This is a genomic window from Pseudomonas sp. P5_B3, assembly GCF_056400405.1.
The window spans coordinates 37,512-60,005 of record NZ_JBFULI010000004.1; the positions used below are offsets into that span (position 1 = coordinate 37,512).

Annotated in this window: 18 protein-coding genes; 12 read left to right on the forward strand and 6 right to left on the reverse strand. The window is 61.2% G+C overall.

Going from position 1 to position 22,494, the window contains the following annotated elements:
• Position 1: 1 nt before the first annotated feature.
• From AC1DRN_RS04045 to AC1DRN_RS04070, 6 genes are all read right to left on the reverse strand, one after another.
• Complete coding sequence (locus AC1DRN_RS04045; protein ID WP_223462777.1) at positions 2 to 802, reverse strand: DUF4123 domain-containing protein; 801 nt, start codon at positions 800 to 802, stop codon at positions 2 to 4.
• Positions 799 to 2,118, reverse strand: coding sequence for a contractile injection system protein, VgrG/Pvc8 family (locus AC1DRN_RS04050; protein WP_223462776.1), 1,320 nt, complete (start codon positions 2,116 to 2,118; stop codon positions 799 to 801). Before AC1DRN_RS04050 ends, AC1DRN_RS04045 begins: the two co-directional genes overlap by 4 nt.
• A 232-nt stretch (positions 2,119 to 2,350) precedes the next feature.
• Positions 2,351 to 4,264, reverse strand: coding sequence for an arginine decarboxylase (gene speA / locus AC1DRN_RS04055; RefSeq protein ID WP_223462775.1), 1,914 nt, complete (start codon positions 4,262 to 4,264; stop codon positions 2,351 to 2,353).
• Positions 4,265 to 4,483: 219 nt separating this feature from the next.
• The gene (locus tag AC1DRN_RS04060) at positions 4,484 to 4,855 is read right to left on the reverse strand and encodes a translation initiation factor Sui1 (protein WP_007991289.1); all 372 of its coding nucleotides are present in this window, start codon (positions 4,853 to 4,855) and stop codon (positions 4,484 to 4,486) included.
• 300 nt (positions 4,856 to 5,155) lie between these two features.
• Positions 5,156 to 5,713, reverse strand: a complete 558-nt coding sequence (locus AC1DRN_RS04065; RefSeq protein WP_223462774.1) for an NUDIX hydrolase — start codon at positions 5,711 to 5,713, stop codon at positions 5,156 to 5,158.
• Between the two features lie 3 nt (positions 5,714 to 5,716).
• Positions 5,717 to 6,784: a DUF2333 family protein gene (locus AC1DRN_RS04070; RefSeq protein WP_108219840.1), complete on the reverse strand. Its 1,068-nt coding sequence runs from the start codon at positions 6,782 to 6,784 to the stop codon at positions 5,717 to 5,719.
• A gap of 486 nt (positions 6,785 to 7,270) precedes the next feature.
• Between AC1DRN_RS04070 and gcbA the strand changes: the two genes are divergently transcribed.
• From gcbA to purD, 12 genes are all read left to right on the forward strand, one after another.
• Complete coding sequence (gene gcbA, locus AC1DRN_RS04075; protein ID WP_223462773.1) at positions 7,271 to 8,941, forward strand: diguanylate cyclase GcbA; 1,671 nt, start codon at positions 7,271 to 7,273, stop codon at positions 8,939 to 8,941.
• A 955-nt stretch (positions 8,942 to 9,896) separates the two neighbouring features.
• Positions 9,897 to 10,940 (forward strand): methyl-accepting chemotaxis protein, encoded by a 1,044-nt coding sequence (locus tag AC1DRN_RS04080; protein ID WP_457266120.1) that lies wholly within the window; start codon positions 9,897 to 9,899, stop codon positions 10,938 to 10,940.
• Positions 10,941 to 11,126: 186 nt separating this feature from the next.
• Complete coding sequence (locus AC1DRN_RS04085) at positions 11,127 to 12,872, forward strand: protein-disulfide reductase DsbD (protein WP_223462771.1); 1,746 nt, start codon at positions 11,127 to 11,129, stop codon at positions 12,870 to 12,872.
• Positions 12,873 to 13,004: 132 nt separating this feature from the next.
• The gene (gene aroQ / locus AC1DRN_RS04090; RefSeq protein WP_007971361.1) at positions 13,005 to 13,460 is read left to right on the forward strand and encodes a type II 3-dehydroquinate dehydratase; all 456 of its coding nucleotides are present in this window, start codon (positions 13,005 to 13,007) and stop codon (positions 13,458 to 13,460) included.
• A 24-nt stretch (positions 13,461 to 13,484) separates the two neighbouring features.
• Positions 13,485 to 13,949, forward strand: coding sequence for an acetyl-CoA carboxylase biotin carboxyl carrier protein (accB, locus tag AC1DRN_RS04095; RefSeq protein ID WP_223462770.1), 465 nt, complete (start codon positions 13,485 to 13,487; stop codon positions 13,947 to 13,949).
• Between the two features lie 17 nt (positions 13,950 to 13,966).
• A complete protein-coding gene (gene accC, locus AC1DRN_RS04100) occupies positions 13,967 to 15,325 on the forward strand; it encodes an acetyl-CoA carboxylase biotin carboxylase subunit (protein ID WP_223462769.1) in 1,359 nt (452 codons plus the stop codon).
• A gap of 291 nt (positions 15,326 to 15,616) precedes the next feature.
• Complete coding sequence (gene prmA / locus AC1DRN_RS04105; RefSeq protein ID WP_223462768.1) at positions 15,617 to 16,495, forward strand: 50S ribosomal protein L11 methyltransferase; 879 nt, start codon at positions 15,617 to 15,619, stop codon at positions 16,493 to 16,495.
• A gap of 30 nt (positions 16,496 to 16,525) precedes the next feature.
• A complete protein-coding gene (locus tag AC1DRN_RS04110; protein WP_223462767.1) occupies positions 16,526 to 17,779 on the forward strand; it encodes a DUF3426 domain-containing protein in 1,254 nt (417 codons plus the stop codon).
• A gap of 184 nt (positions 17,780 to 17,963) precedes the next feature.
• A complete protein-coding gene (gene dusB / locus AC1DRN_RS04115) occupies positions 17,964 to 18,974 on the forward strand; it encodes a tRNA dihydrouridine synthase DusB (protein ID WP_477786634.1) in 1,011 nt (336 codons plus the stop codon).
• Positions 18,971 to 19,291: a DNA-binding transcriptional regulator Fis gene (fis, locus tag AC1DRN_RS04120; protein ID WP_015093301.1), complete on the forward strand. Its 321-nt coding sequence runs from the start codon at positions 18,971 to 18,973 to the stop codon at positions 19,289 to 19,291. Before dusB ends, fis begins: the two co-directional genes overlap by 4 nt.
• A gap of 81 nt (positions 19,292 to 19,372) precedes the next feature.
• Complete coding sequence (gene purH / locus AC1DRN_RS04125; RefSeq protein WP_223462765.1) at positions 19,373 to 20,980, forward strand: bifunctional phosphoribosylaminoimidazolecarboxamide formyltransferase/IMP cyclohydrolase; 1,608 nt, start codon at positions 19,373 to 19,375, stop codon at positions 20,978 to 20,980.
• 156 nt (positions 20,981 to 21,136) lie between these two features.
• Complete coding sequence (gene purD / locus AC1DRN_RS04130) at positions 21,137 to 22,432, forward strand: phosphoribosylamine--glycine ligase (RefSeq protein WP_223462764.1); 1,296 nt, start codon at positions 21,137 to 21,139, stop codon at positions 22,430 to 22,432.
• Positions 22,433 to 22,494 lie beyond the last annotated feature (62 nt).

A 22,494-nucleotide genomic window follows, 5' to 3' on the forward strand; every position in this document is an offset into this window, starting at 1 on the left:
CTCATGACCAGGGTGGATCGCTCTGCCACAAGTGACGCAGGCTATCGAGGCGCTCCTGTTGAGTCCGCCCCGGCAGCGGCTGCACGGGCACGGCGTCGGGATACTGCAAGCGCAGCCATATCCAGCCATCAAGCACCGGGCGCTCGCTGAAACCCAGCGCCACCCCTTCTTGCACATGGGCCCTCAGGCGGGAGAAATCGGCACCGGTGGATTGGTTCCAGCGCCAGGCCTGCTGCTCGAGCAGGCAGGTTTGCAGTTTTTCCTGTTGCCCGGCACTGAGGTTCTCCTCGACTGCCAACGGACTGACCGCCAGCCCCGGGTTGGACAAGCGCTGCCAGCCCTCACATCCCGTCGCGCGGTCGGCCCAGCTGCCACCGAACCAGCGCAACTGGTTGATGGGCCCGAGCCAGCGACTCAGCTCAACGGCATCGCAGGCATCGAAGAAATAGCTCGCCGTGATCGGGTTGTAGTAGCTCAAAAGGGCCCGGTGCAGGCCAAGCGTGACCGTGAGCATGCGCTGCAAATGCGTCAGCAACGACGCAGCGCTGGCCTCGCTGACCATCAGCAATCCGGGCCAGCGTTGTCCGTCGACGATGCATAAGTCGGCCAGTGCCGGGCAGGTACGCAGATCGACCAGGACCGGTCCCTGCTCATGCAGCGCATGCCACTCCGTACCTTCGAACAACCCTGACCACCGGGCTTGCGCAAACATCTGCCGAAGTGTGACACCCGCCTGCGGCGTGCCCGGTACATCCAGCAACAGCCACTGCGGGGGTGCCTCGGGCTTGCGTGTGGCGATCATGCTCCAGAGCTCTGGCCAAGCTGCGTCGCCAGACGACAGGTACACAACGCCTGTGCGCAATGGTTGAAGCTGCCACCGCCGGGCAGCAGGCACAACACCAGCAATGGCTCCCCCGACCGCAACCATTGCTCCAGGCCCTCATCATGGGTGCAGCCGGGCTGGGGGGTGTCAGCGTCCGTCACTTCGACCTTTGCCGGCGCATGCAGCAGCCCGGTTATCTGCGGTTGATCGGGATCGCCCTCGACAAAACCCACGACCAGCTCAGTCCCTTCCCGCAATGGCAAGAACGTCGATGCCTGCAGTTGCCTGGCCAGGGGTAACCAGCAATGGCTGGGCGCAGCCCCTTCGCCCTGATAAAGCCAGTCGAACTGCACCGGTACCGGCCTTGCCGGGTCGGGGCCTGGTTCATCGACCTCGACGACCCACGCCCGTTGCAGGCTATGCATTTGTGGTTTGACCGTCACACAGGGCGGCGCGAAGGGTGTCGGCCACTGCAGAGCACGGGCCTGATTGTGGTAAGGCCTCGCCGTATCCTGACTGCCCCAATGCTCAACGTGGGTCAGCAACCAGAGGCGATTGCATTCGGCAACCGGATGACCGGACAGCGGCATCAGCCGACCGCTGCGCAAGGTCGCCAGGTCTGTCCGGCATTCGGCACTCTGCACCGCTGTCCCACCACAGTGCAGACGTTCGAACTGCCGCACCGCCGGCCGATCGCCCTCGCTGCGCAATACCGCAGGTTCGCCGGTTGGAAAATGCCGATGATCATCCCCAAACACCACACAGTGCCCGCGGGCCCGGTGTTCGAAGTGGTAGTGAAGTCGTTCCTGGGCGCACAGTCGCTGGAGAAACTGCAGATCCGACTCTCGATATTGCGTGCAGAAATCCCGGGGCGGGTATTCGCAGCTCAGCGCCAGGCGTCGATCTTTGCCGGTAATACCGTGCTCCTTGAGCACCCGGTCGAGGATTTGCGGCACTGAAAGGGCGCTGAAAATTCGTTGGCTGAAGCGCTGGGCCAGGCAAGCCAGTTTTGGCCCCAGACGCACCTGGCAGAGCCGGGGTCCCGAGGCATGATCACGCTGGACGAGTTCATGCAATTGTCCATGCACGTGGCTTCCGTCTGGTCCGAAATGCAACGAGGCCGGGCGGTACAGCAAACTGGCAAGGTCAAGCACCGGGTCATCGATCAGCAGTTCCAGGTCGAACACGAACGGCTCGCTGATGGCCTCTTTACCGGTAAAGGCCAGGACCTCAAAGGAGTCGGGCAGACCTGCTACATCCAGACGAAATGACGGTTCGCTGACTGGATTGAACATCGGCGTTTCTCTACAGGAGGGGCGGCCGGGGATTCTCGCTGAGAGACATGGCCGAGTAGAGTGCCGAAGTACAACTTAGGAAATGACCTACGCGAAAAGAAGACCAAATGGCATGGATTGCCAAGGACGTGGGCAGTTTCGCTTGAAAAAAAAGAATCGGCCCACCAGGTCATCTGAAATTTCCGCAGCAAACGGAAAATTTTCAGACAACCTGATAAGCGTGACGCTTACCTCAGGACGACAGGTAAGACGAACGGGTCAGCCCCAGACGCAAGGCATCGAGGAACTGCGTGCGCTCGGTGGCGCTGATGCGGGCACTGGCGCACTTGTCGCGGTAGTGGGTCATCAGCTCTTCCGGCGACAAGTGCACGTAACGCAGCATGTCTTCGATGGTGTCGTGGGTTTCGATACCGGCGTGGTACACGCTGCCGTCGGCGTTCTGGTAGATGTTCACCGAGTCGGTGTCACCGAACAGGTTGTGCATGTCGCCGAGAATTTCCTGGTAGGCACCCACCAGGAAAATCCCCAGCAGATAGTCTTCACCTTCGTTCAGACCGTGCACCGGCAAGCTGGTCTCGATGCTCTGCTCGTCGACGTACTGCTTGATCTTGCCGTCGGAATCGCAGGTCAGGTCTTGCAGCACTGCACGGCGCAGCGGCTCTTCGTCGAGACGGTGCAGCGGCAGGATCGGCAGGACCTGGCCAATAGCCCAGGTGTCCGGCAGGCTCTGGAACACCGAGAAGTTGCAGATGTACTTGTCGGCCAGCTTGTCGTTGAGTTCGTCGAGCACCTGACGGTGGGAACGCTGACGGGCCTTCAACGAGTTGTGCAGGCGGCGGCAAACGGCGAAGTAGCATTGCTCGGCCAGGGCTTTTTGCGCCAGGGTCAGCTTGCCATCGGCGTATTGAGTGGCCACGTCGCTCATGTAGTGCGTGGCGCGCCAGTAGGTCTCGGTGACCATTTCGATGTCGGTCGGGCCTAGCAGGTCAACCAGCCACTGAACGGTTTCCGGCAGCTCTTCCTTGTTATCGATCTTCGGCACATCGTCGTTGTGTTTCTCGACGTCGGTCACCTGCACCACCAGCATGGCGTGGTGGGCGGTCAGGGAGCGGCCGCTTTCGGAGAAGATGTTCGGGTGCGGCAGGCTCTGCGCGTCGCAGAATTCCTTGAGCATCCCGACCACGACGCCGGCGTAATCGTCCATGTCGTAGTTGATCGAACTGGCGTTACGCGAGTGCGTGCCGTCGTAGTCCACGCCCAAGCCACCGCCGACGTCGATGTGGTCCACCGGCAGGCCAAGGTTGCGCAACTCGCCGTAGTAACGGATCGCTTCCTTGAAGCCGTGCTGGTAGTCCGCGAGGTTGGCAATCTGCGAGCCCATGTGGAAGTGCAGCAGGCGAATGCCCTGGTCCAGGCCGGCCGCGCGGAAACGCTCGACCACCGACAGCAGTTGCGCGGCCGACAGGCCGAACTTGGATTTCTCGCCGCCGGTGTCCGCCCACTTGCTCGAGGCCAGGGACGAGAGGCGCACGCGCAGGCCGACCTGAGGCTTGACCTTGAGCGAGGCCGCTTCTTCGATCACCAGACCAACTTCGGATTCTTTCTCGATCACGATGAACACGTTGTGGCCGAGCTTCTGGCCCATCAGCGCCAGACGGATGAACTCGCGGTCCTTGTAACCGTTGCAGACGATGGTGCCGCCCTTCGGCGCCAGTGCCAGCACCGCCAGCAGTTCGGGTTTGGACCCGGCTTCCAGGCCGATGGAAACGTTCTGGGTGGCGATGATGTTCTCGATCACCGCTTCCTGCTGGTTCACCTTGATCGGGTACAGCGCGGTGTACTTGCTCTGGTATTCCAGGCGCTCGATGTTGGCGTCGAACGCGCCGGTCAGCTGACGCACGCGGTCTTGCAGAATGTCCGGGAAACGGACCAGCAACGGCAAGGACAGGCCGCTTTTGCGCAGCTGGTCGACTTGCTCGAACAGGTCGATAGGCGAGCTGCTCGGACCGTTCGGACGAACTTCGACGCGACCGGCGTCATTGATCGCGAAATACCCGGCCCCCCAATGGCGAATCCCGTAAACACTGCGGCTGTCCGCAACTGTCCATTGGCTGCCATCGTCTTTGCGTGTGCGTCGTACGGACATCGAAGTCCCCTATAAAGAAGTCATAGTGCGTCGCCTGGGTTCAGGCCGGCGCAGTCTAAAGAATGAAAATGACGGTTCGTCAACGAGGCAATAGACCCCGCCGACCGCAACGAGTTTAGAAACCGGTCATGAACAGGCTCTGTGAAAACCATGTGGCTGACGCCAGGCCTGAATGCCATCAGGACCGGATCAAACCGAGGGTGGTTTTCACAGAGGCTGCTAGCCGCCGGACTTCTTCGCTTTGAAACCGAGCTTGATCAGTTCTGCCAAGAGTAGCTCGACATGATCGCCCTGGATTTCGATGACACCGTCTTTCAACGCCCCACCGGTACCGCAACGTTTCTTCAACGTCGTGGCCAGTTCCTTGAGCGCGTCTTCAGCCAATGGCACGCCGGTGATGGTGGTCACCGTCTTGCCGCCACGGCCCTTGCTTTCGCGACGCACGCGTGCGATGCCGTCGCCGGCAGGGATAACGGTCTGTTTGCAGATGCAGGCGTCCACCGGTTTACTGCATTCCGGGCAATGACGACCTGCGTCGGTGGAAAATACCAGGCCGCCCAAGGCGGCGAAGGATGCGGCTTTTTTGGCCACCGGCAATCCTCTTCGGAGGACAAAGACTGGTCGCAGCACTTGGGAAGTGCTATCGACCGCGAAGCCCCACTCAGGCAGGGGCAGCGCTACTGAATCGGTACAACATTCACTTCACTGTAGGAGCGAGCTCGCTCGCGATGAACTCAAAGACGATGCGTTCATTCTGGATGCCTGCGTTATCGTTGACGTCCATCGTGAGCAAGCTCGCTCCTACAACAACAAGCAATACCGGTTCAGTTTGAAAAGGTCGCGCAGTGTAACGGCAAAAACGCCGATTGCTAAGAGCCAATCGGCGCCAATTTATAGCTGTTTTGCGACGTCGTTCCGGCGTGAGCGCAAATAGCGCTTCAACGCAGCCAGAGAGTCCGGGCAATAAGGCTTTTGCCCGATTTCCAGCATGACCTGATCAATGGGGATAAAGCGCGCTTCGAGCACCTCTTCCGGTTGCAGGATCAACGGACCATCCCACACCGCCGAGAACGCCGAACACCACAGGCGATTGCCGGTGTCCTCGAAGAAAAAGTGGTCATGGGCGGTCAGTTCCACGCCACTCACGCCCAATTCTTCCTCCAGCTCCCGGGCCGCCGACTCGGCGTAGGTTTCACTGGCGAGCACCATGCCGCCCGCCGCAACGTCCCAGTAACCGGGATAGATCGCCTTGCTCAGGGTGCGGCGATGCACGCACAACTCGCCAGCGGAATTGAACAACATGATGTAGGTGCCGCGCCCGATCAGCCCGCGCTCGCGCAAGTCGGAACGGACCAGGGCGCCGAGCAGGTTGTCCTGTTCGTCGACCCAGGCGATCTGTTCGGCATCGGACGCCGCGCGGTGCGCGGCTTCTCTGGCGTTATCGACCATGACTCAGCCCTGATTGAGCAATTGACGCAAATCGATCACCGCGGCGTTGGCCCGGGAAATGTAATTGGCCATGACCAGCGAGTGGTTGGCCAGTACGCCGAAGCCGCTGCCGTTGAGGATCATCGGGCTCCATACCGGCTCCTGCGACGCCTCCAGTTCACGAATGATCTGGCGCACGCTGACGGTGGCGTTCTTCTTGGCCAGCACATCGGCGAAGTCGACTTCGATGGCGCGCAGCAAATGCGACAACGCCCAGGCCTGGCCGCGGGCTTCGTAGAACACGTTGTCGATCTGCAGCCATGGGGTTTCAACGATTTCTTCGTCGACCTGCGGCGCGACGCCCGGTGCCACCACCTCGGTTTTCAACGCGGTGTTGAGCTTGACCCGGCCCACACTGGCCGACAGTCGTTGCGACAGCGAACCCAGACGGGTGCCGACATCACCCAGCCAGTTGTTCAGGTTATCGGCGCGGGCATAGAACAGCGCGCTCTTCTGGTTCGGATCGGACAGGCGCGCCTGATAGCGGCTCAGGGAGTTGATGCCTTCCTGATATTCGGACTCGCTGGACGGCAGCACCCAGCTCTTGTTGTCGAAGTTGAAACGCGGCTCGGCCTTGGCCAGGTCGGCGTCTTCGGCGGACTGCGACTGCGAACGGGCGAAGTCTTTACGCATTGCCCGGCTCAGGTCGCGGACCTGCACCAGCACGCCGTATTCCCAGCTCGGCATGTTGTCCATCCACAGGCCTGGCGGGAATCGGTCGTTGGAAATATAGCCGCCCGGCTTGGTCAGCAAGGTGCCGGCGACGGTCTTCAGGGTTTCCACTGTGGTGTAGCCAACGACCATCTGCTTGCCTTCTTTCTCGGCCGCCAGTTGAGCGGTCTGCTGGACCGGGAACAGCGCCGGCTCCTGGCTCCAGTACCAGCCCAGGACACTCGCCACCAACAGGTAGATGCCCAGCAAAGTGGCCAGCGCCCGGCTGAACAGCAGACCGCCCAGATAACTGCGGGTCTCCGACTTCGGTTCAGCGGCACGTTCAGGCGCACTGCCTGTGCGGTTCTTCCAGTCCAGCATAGCGATATCCTTTCAAGCTCTTGAGGTCAACGGTTCGACCACAACCATACAACAACGTGCCTTGGCCCGGCACCCGCCATCGCACCGATGCGGAAAATTACCGGTCTTGCGGATGAAAAGAGTTCCCGCCCACCAGATGACTGTGTTGCCGTCGAAATCCTCCTAATGGTTTGGATGACACGCCCCAAGGGAATCCCTGCCCCCTGAGGCCAATAAAAACTGGCCGATCCACACCGCTCAGACAGCCGTAAATGGCCAATGGTCTGTTACCCGCCAATTGCCGCCCTGCGCCCGTCAAGCGCCCTGATTCACGGCACTTCGCCTGCGCACACGGCGACTAAACAGCCCAGAGTCAGACCGATCGGTCACAAATTGAATGAAGCCACATTGCAGATTATTGACGTACAGCACTCATGTAATGGAAAAGTGGTGCTAGCATAGAGCCACCAGTCGACCTCAGCGTGCACCCTAACTAGTAGTCAGGATATGACCGAGCCAGAAGACCCCAGCCGCGAGCGCCTCAAGCACCATTTTGCCCAGCGGGTAATTCATCAGGCTCGTCAGATTCTTGAGATATGGCAGCGCCTGCAACGCAGTGAGTGGTCCACCGCCGACCTTTCGGAATTGAGCGAGGCCAATCTGCGCCTGCTGCGTTTCGCCGAGCGTTTCGAACAACCGGAACACACGCAATTGGCACGCCACATCGGTCAGTCCCTGGAGGCGGTCGACGCCAATCGCGGACGCCTGAGCAGCGGCCTGATCACCGACCTCAATCGCTTGATGCAGCGCCTGTCACGTACCGGCCTGCGCCACGGCGACCAACTCGATCAGACCTTCCTGCCACCGCTGCGCAAGCCCGTCTATGTGATGCTGCAGGATCACGGCCGCGCCGAGCGCCTGGCCAAACAACTGGAATTCTTCGGGCTCAGCGCCCAGTCCCTGGACAGCGTAGACACGTTTCGCTCATCGATGGTCGAGCGCTTGCCGGCGGCGATGGTCATGGACGTGGATTTCAGCGGCCCCGGCGTCGGCCTGAAACTGGCCGCCGAAGCCCAGGAAGGCCTGGACCACCGCTTGCCGCTGCTGTTCTTCAGCCTGCACGAAACCGACACCCCGACCCGACTCGCCGCCGTGCGCGCCGGTGGCCAGGAGTTTCTCACCGGCACCCTCGAAGCGTCGAGCCTGCTGGAGAAGATCGAAGTCCTGACCTGCGTTGCCCAGTACGAACCATATAAAGTGCTGATCATCGACGACTCCCGCGCCCAGGCCCTGCACACCGAGCGCCTGCTCAACAGTGCAGGAATCGTCACCCGGACGTTGATCGAGCCGATCCAGGCCATGGCCGAACTGGCGGATTTCCAGCCGGACCTGATCATCCTCGACATGTACATGCCAGCCTGCACCGGCACGGAACTGGCCAAGGTGATCCGCCATAACGACCGTTACGTCAGTGTGCCGATCATTTACCTGTCGGCAGAAGACGACCTGGACAAACAGCTCGACGCCATGAGCGAAGGCGGCGATGACTTCCTGACCAAACCGATCAAGCCCCGGCACCTGATCACCACCGTGCGTAATCGCGCGGCACGGGCACGCAACCTCAAGGCACGAATGGTCCGCGACAGTCTCACCGGCCTGTACAACCACACGCATATCCTGCAATTGCTCGAAGACTGCTCGTTCCGCGCCCGCCGCGAAAGCAAGCCGCTGAGCTTTGCCATGCTCGACATCGATCACTTCAAACGGGTCAACGACAGCCACGGCCACCCCATGGGCGACCGGGTGATCAAGAGCCTGGCGCTGTTTCTCAAGCAACGCCTGCGCAAAAGCGACTTCATCGGCCGCTACGGTGGCGAAGAGTTCGCCATCGTTATGCCGGACACCGATATCGAAGCGGCCTACAACGTGCTCGATGAAATCCGCCAGCGTTTTGCCGAGATTCACTACCCCGCTCAACCCGAGGATCTGTGGTGCACCTTCAGCGCCGGAGTGGTTGAGCTTTGCGAAAGCTCCGACAGCCTGATAATGGCCAGCCAGGCTGACGAAGCGCTGTATCACGCCAAACACGGCGGACGCAATCGCGTACAGGCCGCACGCACATCAAAGCAAAGTGCCACTTTTTTATCGGAATCGACCGATACGGTCATAACCCTGTAACAGAAACGCAATAACTTCAGGCACTTACCATTTCTGTCGTTGGTAGTCCGTAATGCGCCTGAAGCTGCTGACCAATCTCAATACCCTCCTTCTGGTGGCCGTGTGCGTGGCCCTCGGCGCTACGCTGTGGTGGTCGCAAAAAGCCCTTGAGCGTCCGTATCTATTAATGGAGCGCTACCTGGGCTTGTCGCAGCAATTTCAGAATGAAGTGGCCCGCAGCGTCGAGGACTACCTTGGCAGCGGCGATGCACTGCGCCTGAGCAGTGCCGCCCAAGGCATCGACAGCCTGCAAAAAGAACTCGGCGAATTGCCACCGGCCTTGGCCGAGACGTTGCGCCCCAGCCTGTCGACCCTTGAAGAATTCAGCAAAACCGACCTGCTGGCCGCCGGCAAACTGGCCGGCGATCCGCAGGCCTTGCTGCTGCAGGCCGAGCGCGAACTGGGTGCCAGTCTCGATCAGCTCAGCCAGTACGCCAGCGGCAACGCAGCCTACCTGACGCCGCTGCTTACCGCGTCGCAGCACTTGGGCAAATTGTCGCTGGCCCGGGACAAACTGGTCAGCAGCGGCCGCAGTGAACTGGCCGTCGATGTTGAGCGCGAAGTCGCCAACATCCGTACCCAGGCCGAAAAACTGGACGCCCTGCCCTTGCTGGGCGTGACTACCAGCAACGAGTCGAACACCGATGATTTCGCCTCGATGATGGGCCTTGAGAACAAGGAAAAAACCGTCGCCGAAGATGCTGGCGTCGGCCTCAAGCGCGAACTGAACAGCCTGCTCACCCGCTACCCGGCCGAGCTCACGCGCACTCGCGATCAAATCCAGAAACGCGCCGACCTCAGCGCCGCGACTCACGTGAAAATCGCCGACGTGCAACAGGCCATTGCCGGGCTGGAACCGGTGGTGCGCGCCCAGCACGGGCAGATCCAGGGCGAAGTGCGGCTGATGCAAGGTGTGATGATCGGTTTGATTCTGTTGATCGCGCTGCTGATCGACACCCTGCAGCGCAAACTGGCCCGGACCCTGACCAACCTCGCCCCAGCCCTGTCGACCTGGGCCGAAGGCGACTTCAGCCGCGACATTCAACTGGGCAACACCAACCGCGAATTGCATGACATTGAAGCCTCGCTCAACCGCTTGCGCGCCTATCTGGTGGATCTGGTGGGGACCATTCGTCGCAACGCCGAACAGGTGGCCGGTAGCAGCCGCACCCTGGCCGACCTGAGCAACGACCTGCACAGCGGCGCCGAGCATCAGGCCGGCGACACAGCACTGATCCGCGACTCCCTCAGCGAACTGGAGGCGACCATTCAACAAGTCGCCGGCGATGCCAGCCAGGCCGCCGACGCCAGCCGCCACGCCGGCCTGGCCGTGGAGCATGGACAGAAAGTCATCGGCCTGAGCCTCACCGGCCTGCATGCGTTGGTGGATGAAGTGCAAGGCAATGCACAAATGATCGAACACCTGGCCGAAGAATCGGCCACCATCGGCGGCGTGTTGACGGTGATCCGCTCGATTGCCGACCAGACCAACCTGCTGGCCTTGAACGCCGCCATCGAGGCGGCCCGGGCCGGGGAAATGGGCCGAGGCTTTGCCGTGGTGGCCGAAGAGGTGCGCTCACTGGCGCAACGTACCGCCGGGGCCACGGCAGAAATCCAGGCGCTGATCGCAGGGCTGCAAACCGCCGCACGGCAATCGGTGGATGGCATGCGCGCCCAGGTCGAACACGCCGAAGCCACGGCCAACCAGGCCCAGGCCGCCGATGGCGCGCTGGATAAAATCGTCGGGGCGATCCAGACCATTTCCGACACGGCGATACGCATCGCCGATGTCACCGCCCAGCAGAGCGGTGCTGTCAGTGAGATCCGTGACCACAGCGAGCGAATTCACCAGTTGGGTGGGGATAACTTGCTGCGCATTGGCGAAGGACGTGAGCAAGGAGAGAATTTGCTGGTGCTGGGTGGGCGACTGCATACCGCCGTTCAAGCCTTTCGCGTCTGACAGACCGCCATCGTGAGCAAGCTCACTCCCACATTTGATTTGTGCACGACGCAAATCCCCTGTGGGAGCGAGCTTGGTCCGGGCGGCGTTCCGACGATGGCGTCAGAACAAACACCTCAGACTCCCCTCCTGCATACCACGCCGCCGTCCGCTATCATCCCCCCAATTCCGATACGCGAGATTGTCATGCGCCGTTTGCTTTGCCTGCTGTTTTTAGTGTTCGCCCTGCCGGCCAGCGCCACTGGCTTGCTGGAGAACCGACCCAGTTCGACCCTGGGCTCGATCAACAACAGCGCCGACTTCCTGCCGGTGCGCGAAGCGTTCCAGCTGAGTCTGGTGGACAGCACGCCGCAATCGATCAAGCTACGGTTCGTCGCCACCGAAGGTTATTACCTCTACCGACACCGCTTTCAATTTCGCGCCGATCCGGCCGACGTCGTCCTCGGCGCGGCGAAACTGCCCGACGGCCAGAAAAAGCATGATCAATACTTCGGCGACGTCGAGGTCTACCACGGCATTCTCGACGTCGAGCTACCGCGCACCGATCAACGCGCCTTCACCCTGGCCGTGACCTATCAGGGTTGCGCCGACAAAGGCCTGTGCTATCCGCCGGAAACCGAGCGCCTGAGCATCGACGGCAGCGGCGCTCCGGCGACGGTTTATCCATGGAGCTGGCGCGAACTGGCATTGTTTTTCCTGGCCGGCCTGGGCCTGACGTTCACGCCATGCGTGCTGCCCATGCTGCCGATCCTGTCCGGCGTGGTGCTACGCGGCCAGGTCGGTGGCTGGCGCGGTTTCAATCTTTCATTGGCCTATGTGCTGCCGATGGCCGCCTGCTTTGCCCTGCTCGGTGCGCTGATGGGCCTGTTCGGTGCCCAGCTAAATCTGCAGGCGCGGCTGCAATCGGCCTGGGTGCTGGTGCCGTTCGCGATGTTCTTTGCGCTGTTCGCGTTGGCGATGTTCGGCGTCTTCGAACTCAAGTTGCCGCACGCCATCAGCAGCCGCCTGGACCGTATCGCCGGCCGCACCGAAGGCGGGTCACTGTGGGGCGCCGCGGTGTTGGGCGTGGTCTCCAGCTTGCTGGTTTCACCCTGTGTTTCGGCGCCACTGGCCGGTGCGCTGCTGTACATCAGCGCCAGTGGCGATGCCCTGGGCGGCGGCCTGAAACTGTTCACGCTCGGACTCGGCATGGGCGCTCCGCTGTTGCTGGTAGCCACCGGTGGCGCAGCCTGGCTGCCGAAAAGCGGCCCGTGGCTGGTCTACGTGAAAAACGCGATAGGCGTGTTGTTGCTCGGGTTGGCCGTCGGGCTGCTCAGCCGCGTCCTGCCGGGTGAGATCACCTTGCTGCTGATCGGTTTGCTGGCCGGCGGCGTGGGCTTGTTCCTGGGGGCGCTGGAGTTCGTCTATAAACCACCGCGCGAGCGTCTGGGCCAATTGCTCGGCATGTTCTTGCTGTTTTACGCGCTGGCCTGCTGGTACGGAGCCTTCAGCGGCCAGACCGACCCGCTCAACCCGATTGGCCAGCCTCGTATCGTTGACAACAGCGGACCTGTGCAAAACTCCAGCGCCTGGCAAACCGTCAGCACGCCGGCCGATCTGGACCGCGCACTCGCCGACGCACGATCATCCGGCACGCCGCTGCTGCTCGACTGGTACGCCGACTGGTGCATCAGCTGCAAAGTCATCGAGCATGAGGTGCTGGACGACCCAGTCGTCATCGAACGCCTCAAGGGTTACCGGCTGATCCGCTTCGACATCACCGCCAGCAACGCCGAGCAACGCAGCCTGCTCGACCGTTATCAATTGTTCGGCCCACCGGCCCTGATGTTTTTCGGCAAGGACGGCGTCGAACGCACCGATGTGCGGGTGATCGGCGAGATCAATGCCAAAGACTTCGCCGAACGTGTTGCCAGGGCGAATGACCAAATTTAATCAAGCAGTCATATACTTCGCGCAAACATCGGTCATCGTGCTGGCTATTGCAGAGAACTGGACAGTCACAAAGGCTTTGCGGCATAGTCGCCGGGTTCTGACAATTGCTCACAGATAACATAGGAACCGCCGATGGCGACGTTACTCGTTCTGCACGGACCCAACCTGAACTTGCTCGGCACCCGTGAACCGGGCACCTACGGCGCCACGACGCTGGCGCAGATCAACCAGGACCTGGAACGCCGTGCCCGCGAAGCCGGTCACCATTTGCTGCACCTGCAAAGCAATGCCGAGTACGAATTGATCGACCGCATTCACGCTGCCCGCAGCGAAGGCGTGGACTTCATTCTGATCAACCCAGCAGCTTTTACACATACAAGTGTCGCATTACGTGACGCGCTGCTGGCGGTGAGCATCCCATTCATCGAAGTGCATTTGTCTAACGTGCACAAACGCGAACCTTTCCGCCATCACTCTTACTTCTCCGACGTAGCGGTGGGAGTGATCTGCGGCCTTGGCGCCAGCGGTTATCGACTGGCCCTGGAGGCCGCCCTGGAACAGCTTGAACAACAAGTTAACCGCCCCTGACCGACCCTTGGGAGTTGATGATTCATGGATATCCGTAAAGTTAAGAAACTGATCGAATTGCTGGAAGAGTCCGGCATCGACGAGCTCGAGATCAAGGAAGGCGAAGAGTCCGTACGCATCAGCCGTCATAGCAAGACCCCGGCTCAGCAGTACTACGCGCCGGCTCCAATGCATGCTCCGGCTGCCGCGCCTGTCGCTGCCGCTGCTCCGGCTGCCGCTGCTGCACCTGCTGCCGCCGCCGCTCCAGCATTGAACGGCGCCGTTGCCCGTTCGCCGATGGTCGGTACGTTCTATCGCAAGTCTTCGCCATCCTCGCCATCCTTCGTGGAAGTCGGCCAGACCGTGAAGAAAGGCGACACCCTGTGCATCGTTGAAGCCATGAAGATGATGAACCACATCGAAGCTGAAACCAGCGGTGTGATCGAATCCATCCTCGTCGAAGACGGCCAGCCGGTTGAGTACGACCAACCGCTGTTCACCATCGTTTGAACCGCGGAGAGCCTTTGATGACTGCGAAGTTGGAAAAAGTTCTGATCGCCAACCGCGGTGAGATCGCCCTGCGGATCCTGCGCGCCTGCAAAGAAATGGGCATCAAGACCGTCGCCGTTTACTCCAAGGCTGACAAGGAACTGATGCACCTGGGCCTGGCAGACGAATCCGTCTGCATCGGTCCGGCATCGGCCGCCCACTCCTACCTGCACATTCCGGCAATCATCGCCGCGGCCGAAGTGACTGGCGCCACCGCCATTCACCCAGGCTACGGTTTCCTTGCGGAAAACGCCGACTTCGCCGAACAGGTCGAGAAATCCGGCTTCGCGTTCATTGGCCCGAAAGCCGAAACCATTCGCCTGATGGGCGACAAGGTATCGGCCAAGCACGCCATGATCGCTGCCGGCGTACCGACCGTTCCGGGTTCTGACGGCCCGCTGCCGGAAGATGAAGAAACCGCTCTGCGCATCGGTCGCGAAGTCGGTTACCCGGTGATCATCAAGGCCGCTGGCGGCGGCGGTGGTCGCGGCATGCGCGTTGTGCACAAAGAAGAAGACCTGATTTCCTCGGCGAAACTGACCCGCTCCGAAGCAGGCGCGGCGTTCGGCAACCCGATGGTCTATCTGGAAAAATTCCTGACCAATCCACGTCACGTGGAAGTCCAGGTACTTTCCGATGGCCAGGGCCACGCTATCCATCTGGGCGACCGCGACTGCTCGCTGCAACGTCGTCACCAGAAGGTGCTTGAAGAAGCGCCGGCACCGGGCATCGACGAGAACGCACGTGAGGAAGTCCTCGCACGCTGCGTCAGGGCCTGCATCGATATCGGCTACCGTGGCGCAGGCACTTTCGAGTTCCTGTACGAAAACGGTCGCTTCTACTTCATCGAGATGAACACTCGTGTCCAGGTAGAGCACCCGGTTTCGGAAATGGTCACCGGCATCGACATCGTCAAGGAGATGCTCAGCATCGCCGCCGGCAACAAGCTGTCGTTCACCCAGGATGACGTGGTCATCCGCGGTCACGCGCTGGAATGCCGGATCAACGCCGAAGACCCGAAAACCTTCATGCCGAGCCCGGGCACGGTCAAGCATTTCCACGCTCCAGGCGGCAACGGCGTTCGTGTCGACTCGCACCTGTACAGTGGTTATGCCGTTCCGCCGAACTACGACTCGTTGATCGGCAAGCTGATCACCTACGGCGCAACCCGTGACGAAGCCATGGCGCGCATGCGCAATGCGCTGGACGAAATCGTGGTCGACGGGATCAAGACCAACATCCCGCTGCACCGCGACCTGACCCGCGATGAAGGCTTCTGCAAAGGGGGCGTGAACATTCACTACCTCGAGCACAAGCTGGCTGGCGAGAAGCACTAAGCTTCGACCCGATCAACAAAGCCGCCTTCGGGCGGCTTTGTTGTATCTAAAGGTTTCGCACATTCCCTATGGGAGCGAGCTTGCTCGCGATAGTGGTGTATCAGTCAACATCCATGCTGGATGTACCGACCTCATCGCGAGCAAGCTCGCTCCCACAGAGTTCCGGGGTTAACCGGGGGGGGGCGACAACCCCAGGTCAACCCACTCCCACAAAACCCGCACTCTCGCGTAAACTTGCGCGCTTCTCGCAGCCCGCTAGGCTGCAATCAATATTTTTCAAAGGTGCCCGCCATGCCTTGGCTGCAAGTACGTCTCGCCATCAGCCCAGAACAAGCCGAAACCTATGAAGACGCTTTCCTTGAAGTGGGCGCCGTGTCGGTGACCTTCATGGACGCCGAAGATCAGCCGATCTTCGAGCCGGAACTCAATACCACGCCGCTGTGGTCGCACACGCACCTGCTGGCCCTGTTCGAAGGTGGCACCGAGCCCGGCCCGGTACTGGCCCATCTGGAGTTGCTGACCGGCAGCCCGTTACCTGAACACCACAGCGAAGTGATCGAAGACCAGGACTGGGAACGCAGCTGGATGGACGGTTTCCAGCCAATGCGGTTCGGCCAGCGCCTGTGGATCGTGCCGAGCTGGCACGCCGCGCCAGAGCCTGACGCAGTGAATCTGCTGCTGGACCCGGGCCTGGCATTCGGTACCGGCACCCACCCGACCACCGCACTGTGCCTGGAATGGCTCGACGGTCAGGACCTGAAGGACTGCAACGTCCTGGACTTCGGTTGCGGCTCGGGGATCCTGGCGATTGCCGCCCTGCTGCTGGGCGCCAAGAACGCGGTCGGCACCGACATCGACGTGCAGGCGCTGGAAGCTTCCCGCGACAATGCCGGGCGCAACCATATTGCTGACGAGCTCTTCCCGCTGTATTTGCCCGAAGACTTGCCGCAGGTTCAGGCCGATGTGCTGGTGGCCAACATTCTCGCCGGCCCGCTAGTGTCCCTGGCACCGCAGTTGTCCGGCCTGGTCAAGTCCGGCGGTCGCCTGGCGCTGTCGGGCATCCTCGCCGAACAGGGCGATGAAGTCGCTGCCGCCTACGCCAGGGACTTCGATCTGGATCCGATCGCCAATCGCGATGGCTGGGTACGCATCACTGGCCGTCGGCGCTAGAATGGCCGTCTGCATAATCCGGAAAGCCGCATGACCGATAGCTTCGTCACCCAGTGCCCGCATTGCCAAACCAGCTTCCGCGTCAGCCATGCTCAGTTGAGCGTGGCGCGTGGCGTGGTTCGCTGCGGCTCCTGCCTGCAGGTGTTCAATGCCGCCAGGCAGCTGCTTGAGCAGGCCGGCAAGGAACCACCGGCAACGCAGCCGCTTCCGCCTGAGCAGCCTGCGCAGCCCCTCGAAGCATCGCCGCCGCGCGCCATTAGCCAAAAGCAGTGGAGCGCCACCGAGCTGGATCTGGACAGTCTCGACCTCGACGAAGAACTCGCCCGGCTCGAACAGCGAGAAATCCAGCCGGCCACCGAGCTCGGCCGCCATCGCGACGACTCGCTGAGCGCCCGCCGCGACAGCTCCGGGCAGGATGACGAGGAGCCGTGGTCCGACAGCCTGTTCAGTGAGTCGGCGGCCGACCGTGCGCTTCTCGACGAACCGCTCGACAGCCTTGAAACGCCAGAGCCGACGATCGAACCGGGCAAAACCTCGCGCACCGAACCTTCGCTGTCCCTGGAACCGGTTGATCTCGACGACGAGCCGCAACCACCCCAGCTGCGCCTGAACGACCCTCTCGATGCGCCGCTGAACCACGAACGCCTGTCAGCCGCCGACGAGAACGAAACCGACGACAACCTGCCCTCGATCGAACCGCTGCGCAAGCGACGCGAACGTAGCGAGCCGGGCGTGCGTGCCGAAGTGCTGCAAGACCTGACCGACGACCCACTGCAACTGGACTGGCAAAAACGCCGCTCGCCCTGGGGCCGACGGTTGTTATGGTTGCTGCTGGTGCTGATTGCTGCTGGCGCCCTCGCCGGCCAGTACATCGCCTACCATTTCGACGAACTGGCGCGACAGGATCAGTATCGCCCGTGGTTCCAGCAACTGTGCCCGCAAATCGGCTGCACCGTGCCTTCCAAGGTCGACATCGCGAAAATCAAGAGCAGCAACCTGGTGGTGCGCAGCCATCCCGAGTTCAATGGCGCCCTGGTGGTCGATGCGATCATCTATAACCGCGCGCCCTTCTCCCAGCCCTTCCCGCTGTTGGAACTGCGCTTCGCCGACCTCAATGGCCACCTGATCGCCAGTCGCCGCTTCAAACCCGGCGAGTACCTCAATGGCGACCTCGAAGGCATGGCGGAAATGCCCCCGCAAACGCCGATCCACATCGCCCTGGACATTCTCGACCCCGGCGCCAAGGCCGTGAACTACAGTCTGAGCTTCCACTCTCCGGAGTGAAACGCTTCTTTGCACCCGGATTGACATTGGCGCTCTGACTCCCCCTGGCCAACCAAACCATGGGTAATAACAGAATAACTGTTCAGATTTTGTTCAATTCAGCCTTTATCCAGTCATCGAGAGCGGGTATCATGCCAACCCTTTTTCGAACTCTCATGATCCGGCCCCACAACAGGGAAGTCCTATGTCGGCGGTACGCATCGGCCCATACACATTACACAACAGCTTGATCCTCGCCCCCATGGCGGGCGTCACCGACCAGCCCTTTCGTCAGCTGTGCAAGCGCTTGGGCGCGGGACTGGTCGTCTCGGAAATGGTCACCAGCGACATGAGCTTGTGGAACACCCGAAAGTCGCGCATGCGCATGATCCACGAAGGTGATCCCGAGCCACGCTCGGTACAGATCGCCGGTGGGGACGCGCAGATGCTGGCGGACGCCGCCCGTGCCAACGTTGAAATGGGCGCGCAGATTATTGATATCAACATGGGCTGTCCGGCAAAAAAAGTCTGCAACAAGGCTGCCGGTTCCGCACTGTTGAAGGATGAATCCCTGGTAACCGAGATCCTGCAGGCCGTCGTGGCTGCGGTCGATGTGCCGGTTACCCTGAAGATCCGGACCGGTTGGGACCGGGACAACAAGAACGGCCTGACGGTGGCGAAGATCGCCGAACAGGCAGGCATTACGGCGCTGGCGGTGCATGGCCGCACCCGTGCCGACCTGTACACCGGTGAAGCCGAGTACGACACCATTGCCGCGATCAAGCAGGCGGTGTCGATTCCGGTCTTCGCCAATGGCGATATCGATTCGCCGGAAAAAGCCCGGTACGTGCTCGACGCGACCGGTGCCGATGGTTTGTTGATTGGTCGGGCTGCCCAGGGGCGGCCATGGATTTTTCGCGAGATCGACCATTTCCTGCGTACCGGCGAGAAGCTCCCGGCGCTGGAACTGATCGAGGTGGAACGCATTCTGCTAGAGCATCTGGCCGCCCTGCACGCCTTCTATGGCKATGTCATGGGTGTGCGCATTGCTCGAAAGCATGTGGGCTGGTATCTCGCAACCCTGCCGGGCGCCAGGGAGTTTCGCGCCCACTTCAATCGTTTGGATGGTACGGATACACAATGCGCCAACGTTCGGGCGTTTTTCGCCGAGCGTTACAAGAGCCTGACAGGGGACGGAGAGTGGGTGGCCGCATGACGATGATGACCGAGACTTTAGTGAGTGGAACAACACCCGTGAGCGACAACGTAAATTTGAAACAGCACCTCAATACGCCGAGCGAAGAAGGCCAGACCCTTCGCGGGAGTGTCGAGAAGGCGCTGCACAATTATTTCGCCCACCTTGAGGGCGCTGCCGTCACGGATGTGTACAACCTGGTGCTCTCCGAAGTCGAGGCTCCCCTGCTCGAGTGCGTGATGAATTACGTCAAGGGCAACCAGACCAAGGCCAGCGAGATGCTCGGACTGAACCGGGGCACGCTGCGCAAGAAACTCAAGCAGTACGACTTGCTGTAAGCATTCAATCAAACCAGAAAGGCGCCCGCGTAAACCGGTCGCCTTTTTTGCTGACTTCCTTTGCTTTTGATGGAAATTGAGATGACCGACCAGACCACCCGCCTGCCGATCCGCCGCGCCTTGATCAGCGTTTCCGACAAGACCGGGATCCTCGAATTCGCCAAGGAGCTTGAAGCCCTGGGCGTCGAGATCCTCTCCACCGGCGGGACGTTCAAGCTGCTGCAGGACAACGGCGTTGCCGCAGTGGAAGTCGCGGATTACACAGGTTTTGCGGAAATGATGGACGGCCGGGTGAAGACCCTGCACCCGAAAATCCACGGCGGGATCCTCGGTCGTCGCGGCATCGACGACGCCATCATGAACGAGCACGGCATCAAGCCGATCGACCTGGTAGCGGTCAACCTGTACCCGTTCGAAGCCACCATCAACAAGCCTGGCTGCGACCTGCCGACCGCCATCGAGAATATCGACATCGGCGGCCCGACCATGGTCCGCTCGGCAGCCAAGAACCACAAAGACGTGGCCATCGTGGTCAACGCCAGCGATTACGCCAGTGTCCTGGAAAACCTCAAGGCCGGTGGCCTGACCTACGCTCAGCGTTTCGACCTGATGCTCAAGGCCTTCGAACACACCGCGGCCTATGACGGCATGATCGCCAACTACATGGGCACCGTAAACCAGGCTGCCGAGACCCTGAGCACCGAAGGTCGCAGCGAATTCCCGCGCACCTTCAACAGCCAGTTCATCAAGGCCCAGGAAATGCGCTACGGCGAGAACCCGCACCAGAGCGCGGCGTTCTACGTGGAGGCCAAGCCTGCCGAAGTCGGTATCGCCACCGCGACCCAACTGCAAGGCAAGGAACTGTCGTACAACAACGTGGCCGACACCGACGCCGCGCTGGAATGCGTGAAGAGCTTCGTCAAGCCGGCTTGCGTGATCGTCAAGCACGCCAACCCGTGCGGCGTGGCTGTCAGTCCTGATGCCGAAGGCGGCATCCGCAAGGCCTACGACCTGGCCTACGCCACCGACACCGAATCCGCGTTCGGCGGCATCATCGCCTTCAACCGCGAACTGGATGCCGAAACCGCCAAGGCCATCGTCGAGCGTCAGTTCGTCGAAGTGATCATTGCCCCAAGCGTCAGCGAAGAAGCCCGCGCCATCGTTGCCGCCAAAGCCAACGTACGCCTGCTGGCCTGCGGCGAGTGGTCGACTGACCGCGCCGCCGCATGGGACTACAAGCGCGTCAATGGTGGCCTGCTGGTACAGAGCCGCGACATCGGCATGATCGGCGCCAACGACCTGAAAGTGGTCACCAAACGCGCACCGAGCGAGCAGGAAATCCATGACCTGATCTTTGCCTGGAAAGTCGCCAAGTACGTGAAGTCCAACGCCATCGTCTACGCCAAGAACCGACAGACCATCGGTGTCGGCGCCGGCCAGATGAGCCGCGTAAACTCCGCGCGCATTGCTGCCATCAAGGCGGAACATGCTGGCTTGCAGGTAGCCGGTTCGGTGATGGCTTCCGACGCATTCTTCCCGTTCCGCGACGGTCTGGACAATGCGGCCAAGGCGGGCGTGACTGCCGTGATCCAACCAGGCGGCTCGATGCGTGATGCCGAAGTGATTGCTGCTGCCGACGAAGCCGGCATCGCGATGGTTTTCACCGGCATGCGCCACTTCCGTCACTGATACACCGATCAACTGTGGGAGCGAGCTTGCTCGCGATAGCGTCCGTTCAGACACATTGATGCTGGATTTGCCGCCGTCATCGCGAGCAAGCTCGCTCCCACAGGTAAAGCATCTTTGCGGTGCTCAACAGAATTTGCGTCATCCGAGGTTTTTGAAATGAATGTTTTGATCATTGGCAGCGGTGGCCGTGAACACGCCCTGGCCTGGAAAGTGGCTCAGGATCCGCGCGTGCAGAAGGTGTTCGTGGCTCCGGGCAACGCCGGTACCGCCATCGAAGCCAAGTGCGAGAACGTCGCCATTGACGTACTGGCGCTTGAGCAACTGGCAGACTTTGCCGAGAAAAACGTTTCGCTGACCATCGTTGGCCCTGAAGTGCCGCTGGTTGCCGGTGTTGTGGATCTGTTCCGCAGCCGCGGCCTCGATTGCTTCGGTCCGACCGCCGGCGCTGCACAGCTGGAAGGTTCGAAAGCCTTCACCAAGGACTTCCTGGCTCGCCACAAGATCCCGACTGCCGACTACCAGAACTTCACCGAAATCGAGCCAGCCCTGGCCTACCTGCGTGAAAAAGGCGCTCCGATCGTGATCAAGGCCGACGGCCTGGCCGCCGGCAAAGGCGTGATCGTCGCCATGACCCTGCCTGAAGCCGAAGACGCCGTGCGCGACATGCTGGCGGGCAATGCCTTTGGCGATGCGGGTTCGCGCGTGGTCATCGAAGAATTCCTGGACGGCGAAGAAGCCAGCTTCATCGTCATGGTCGACGGCAAGAACGTGCTGCCGATGGCCACCAGCCAGGACCACAAACGCGTCGGTGACGGCGACACCGGTCCAAACACCGGCGGCATGGGTGCTTACTCCCCGGCACCCGTGGTCACCGCCGACGTGCACAAGCGCGTCATGGACCTGGTGATCTGGCCGACCGTGCGCGGCATGGCCGAAGAAGGCAATGTCTACACTGGCTTCCTGTACGCCGGCCTGATGATCGACAAGGCTGGTAACCCAAAAGTCATCGAATTCAACTGCCGTTTCGGCGACCCTGAGACCCAACCGGTGATGCTGCGTCTGCAGTCGAGCCTGGTGCTGCTGGTCGAAGCCGCCCTGGCGCAGGCGCTGGATAAAGTAGAAGCGCAATGGGATCCACGTCCGAGCGTCGGCATCGTCCTGGCCGCTGGCGGCTATCCTGGTGACTACGCCAAAGGCGCAGCCATCAAGGGGCTGGATGCAGCCGCCGCACTGGAAGGCAAGATTTTCCACGCCGGTACTGCACTCATGGATAGTCAGGTGGTGACGGCCGGTGGTCGTGTGTTGTGCGCCACAGCCATGGGGGCCAGCGTCGACGCTGCGCAGCAGCAGGCCTACAAGTTGGCGGCTACGATTGACTGGGAAGGCTGTTTCTATCGCAAGGACATTGGCTACCGCGCCATTGCCCGCGAGCGCGGCGAGAATCAGGAATAAGGTAAACACCGCGCCAGGCAATGAACACGGTTCATTGCCTGGCTATTCCGGCACCGCGCATC

Excerpts from the sequence above, each read along its gene's own strand:
- AC1DRN_RS04045 (WP_223462777.1), bottom strand. The coding sequence starts at position 802 with ATGATCGCCACACGCAAGCCCGAGGCACCCCCGCAGTGGCTGTTGCTG.
- AC1DRN_RS04050 (WP_223462776.1), bottom strand. The coding sequence starts at position 2,118 with ATGTTCAATCCAGTCAGCGAACCGTCATTTCGTCTGGATGTAGCAGGT.
- speA (WP_223462775.1), bottom strand. The coding sequence starts at position 4,264 with ATGTCCGTACGACGCACACGCAAAGACGATGGCAGCCAATGGACAGTT.
- AC1DRN_RS04065 (WP_223462774.1), bottom strand. The coding sequence starts at position 5,713 with ATGGTCGATAACGCCAGAGAAGCCGCGCACCGCGCGGCGTCCGATGCC.
- AC1DRN_RS04070 (WP_108219840.1), bottom strand. The coding sequence starts at position 6,784 with ATGCTGGACTGGAAGAACCGCACAGGCAGTGCGCCTGAACGTGCCGCT.
- gcbA (WP_223462773.1), top strand. The coding sequence starts at position 7,271 with ATGACCGAGCCAGAAGACCCCAGCCGCGAGCGCCTCAAGCACCATTTT.
- AC1DRN_RS04080 (WP_457266120.1), top strand. The coding sequence starts at position 9,897 with ATGATCGGTTTGATTCTGTTGATCGCGCTGCTGATCGACACCCTGCAG.
- AC1DRN_RS04085 (WP_223462771.1), top strand. The coding sequence starts at position 11,127 with ATGCGCCGTTTGCTTTGCCTGCTGTTTTTAGTGTTCGCCCTGCCGGCC.
- aroQ (WP_007971361.1), top strand. The coding sequence starts at position 13,005 with ATGGCGACGTTACTCGTTCTGCACGGACCCAACCTGAACTTGCTCGGC.
- accB (WP_223462770.1), top strand. The coding sequence starts at position 13,485 with ATGGATATCCGTAAAGTTAAGAAACTGATCGAATTGCTGGAAGAGTCC.
- accC (WP_223462769.1), top strand. The coding sequence starts at position 13,967 with ATGACTGCGAAGTTGGAAAAAGTTCTGATCGCCAACCGCGGTGAGATC.
- prmA (WP_223462768.1), top strand. The coding sequence starts at position 15,617 with ATGCCTTGGCTGCAAGTACGTCTCGCCATCAGCCCAGAACAAGCCGAA.
- AC1DRN_RS04110 (WP_223462767.1), top strand. The coding sequence starts at position 16,526 with ATGACCGATAGCTTCGTCACCCAGTGCCCGCATTGCCAAACCAGCTTC.
- fis (WP_015093301.1), top strand. The coding sequence starts at position 18,971 with ATGACGATGATGACCGAGACTTTAGTGAGTGGAACAACACCCGTGAGC.
- purH (WP_223462765.1), top strand. The coding sequence starts at position 19,373 with ATGACCGACCAGACCACCCGCCTGCCGATCCGCCGCGCCTTGATCAGC.
- purD (WP_223462764.1), top strand. The coding sequence starts at position 21,137 with ATGAATGTTTTGATCATTGGCAGCGGTGGCCGTGAACACGCCCTGGCC.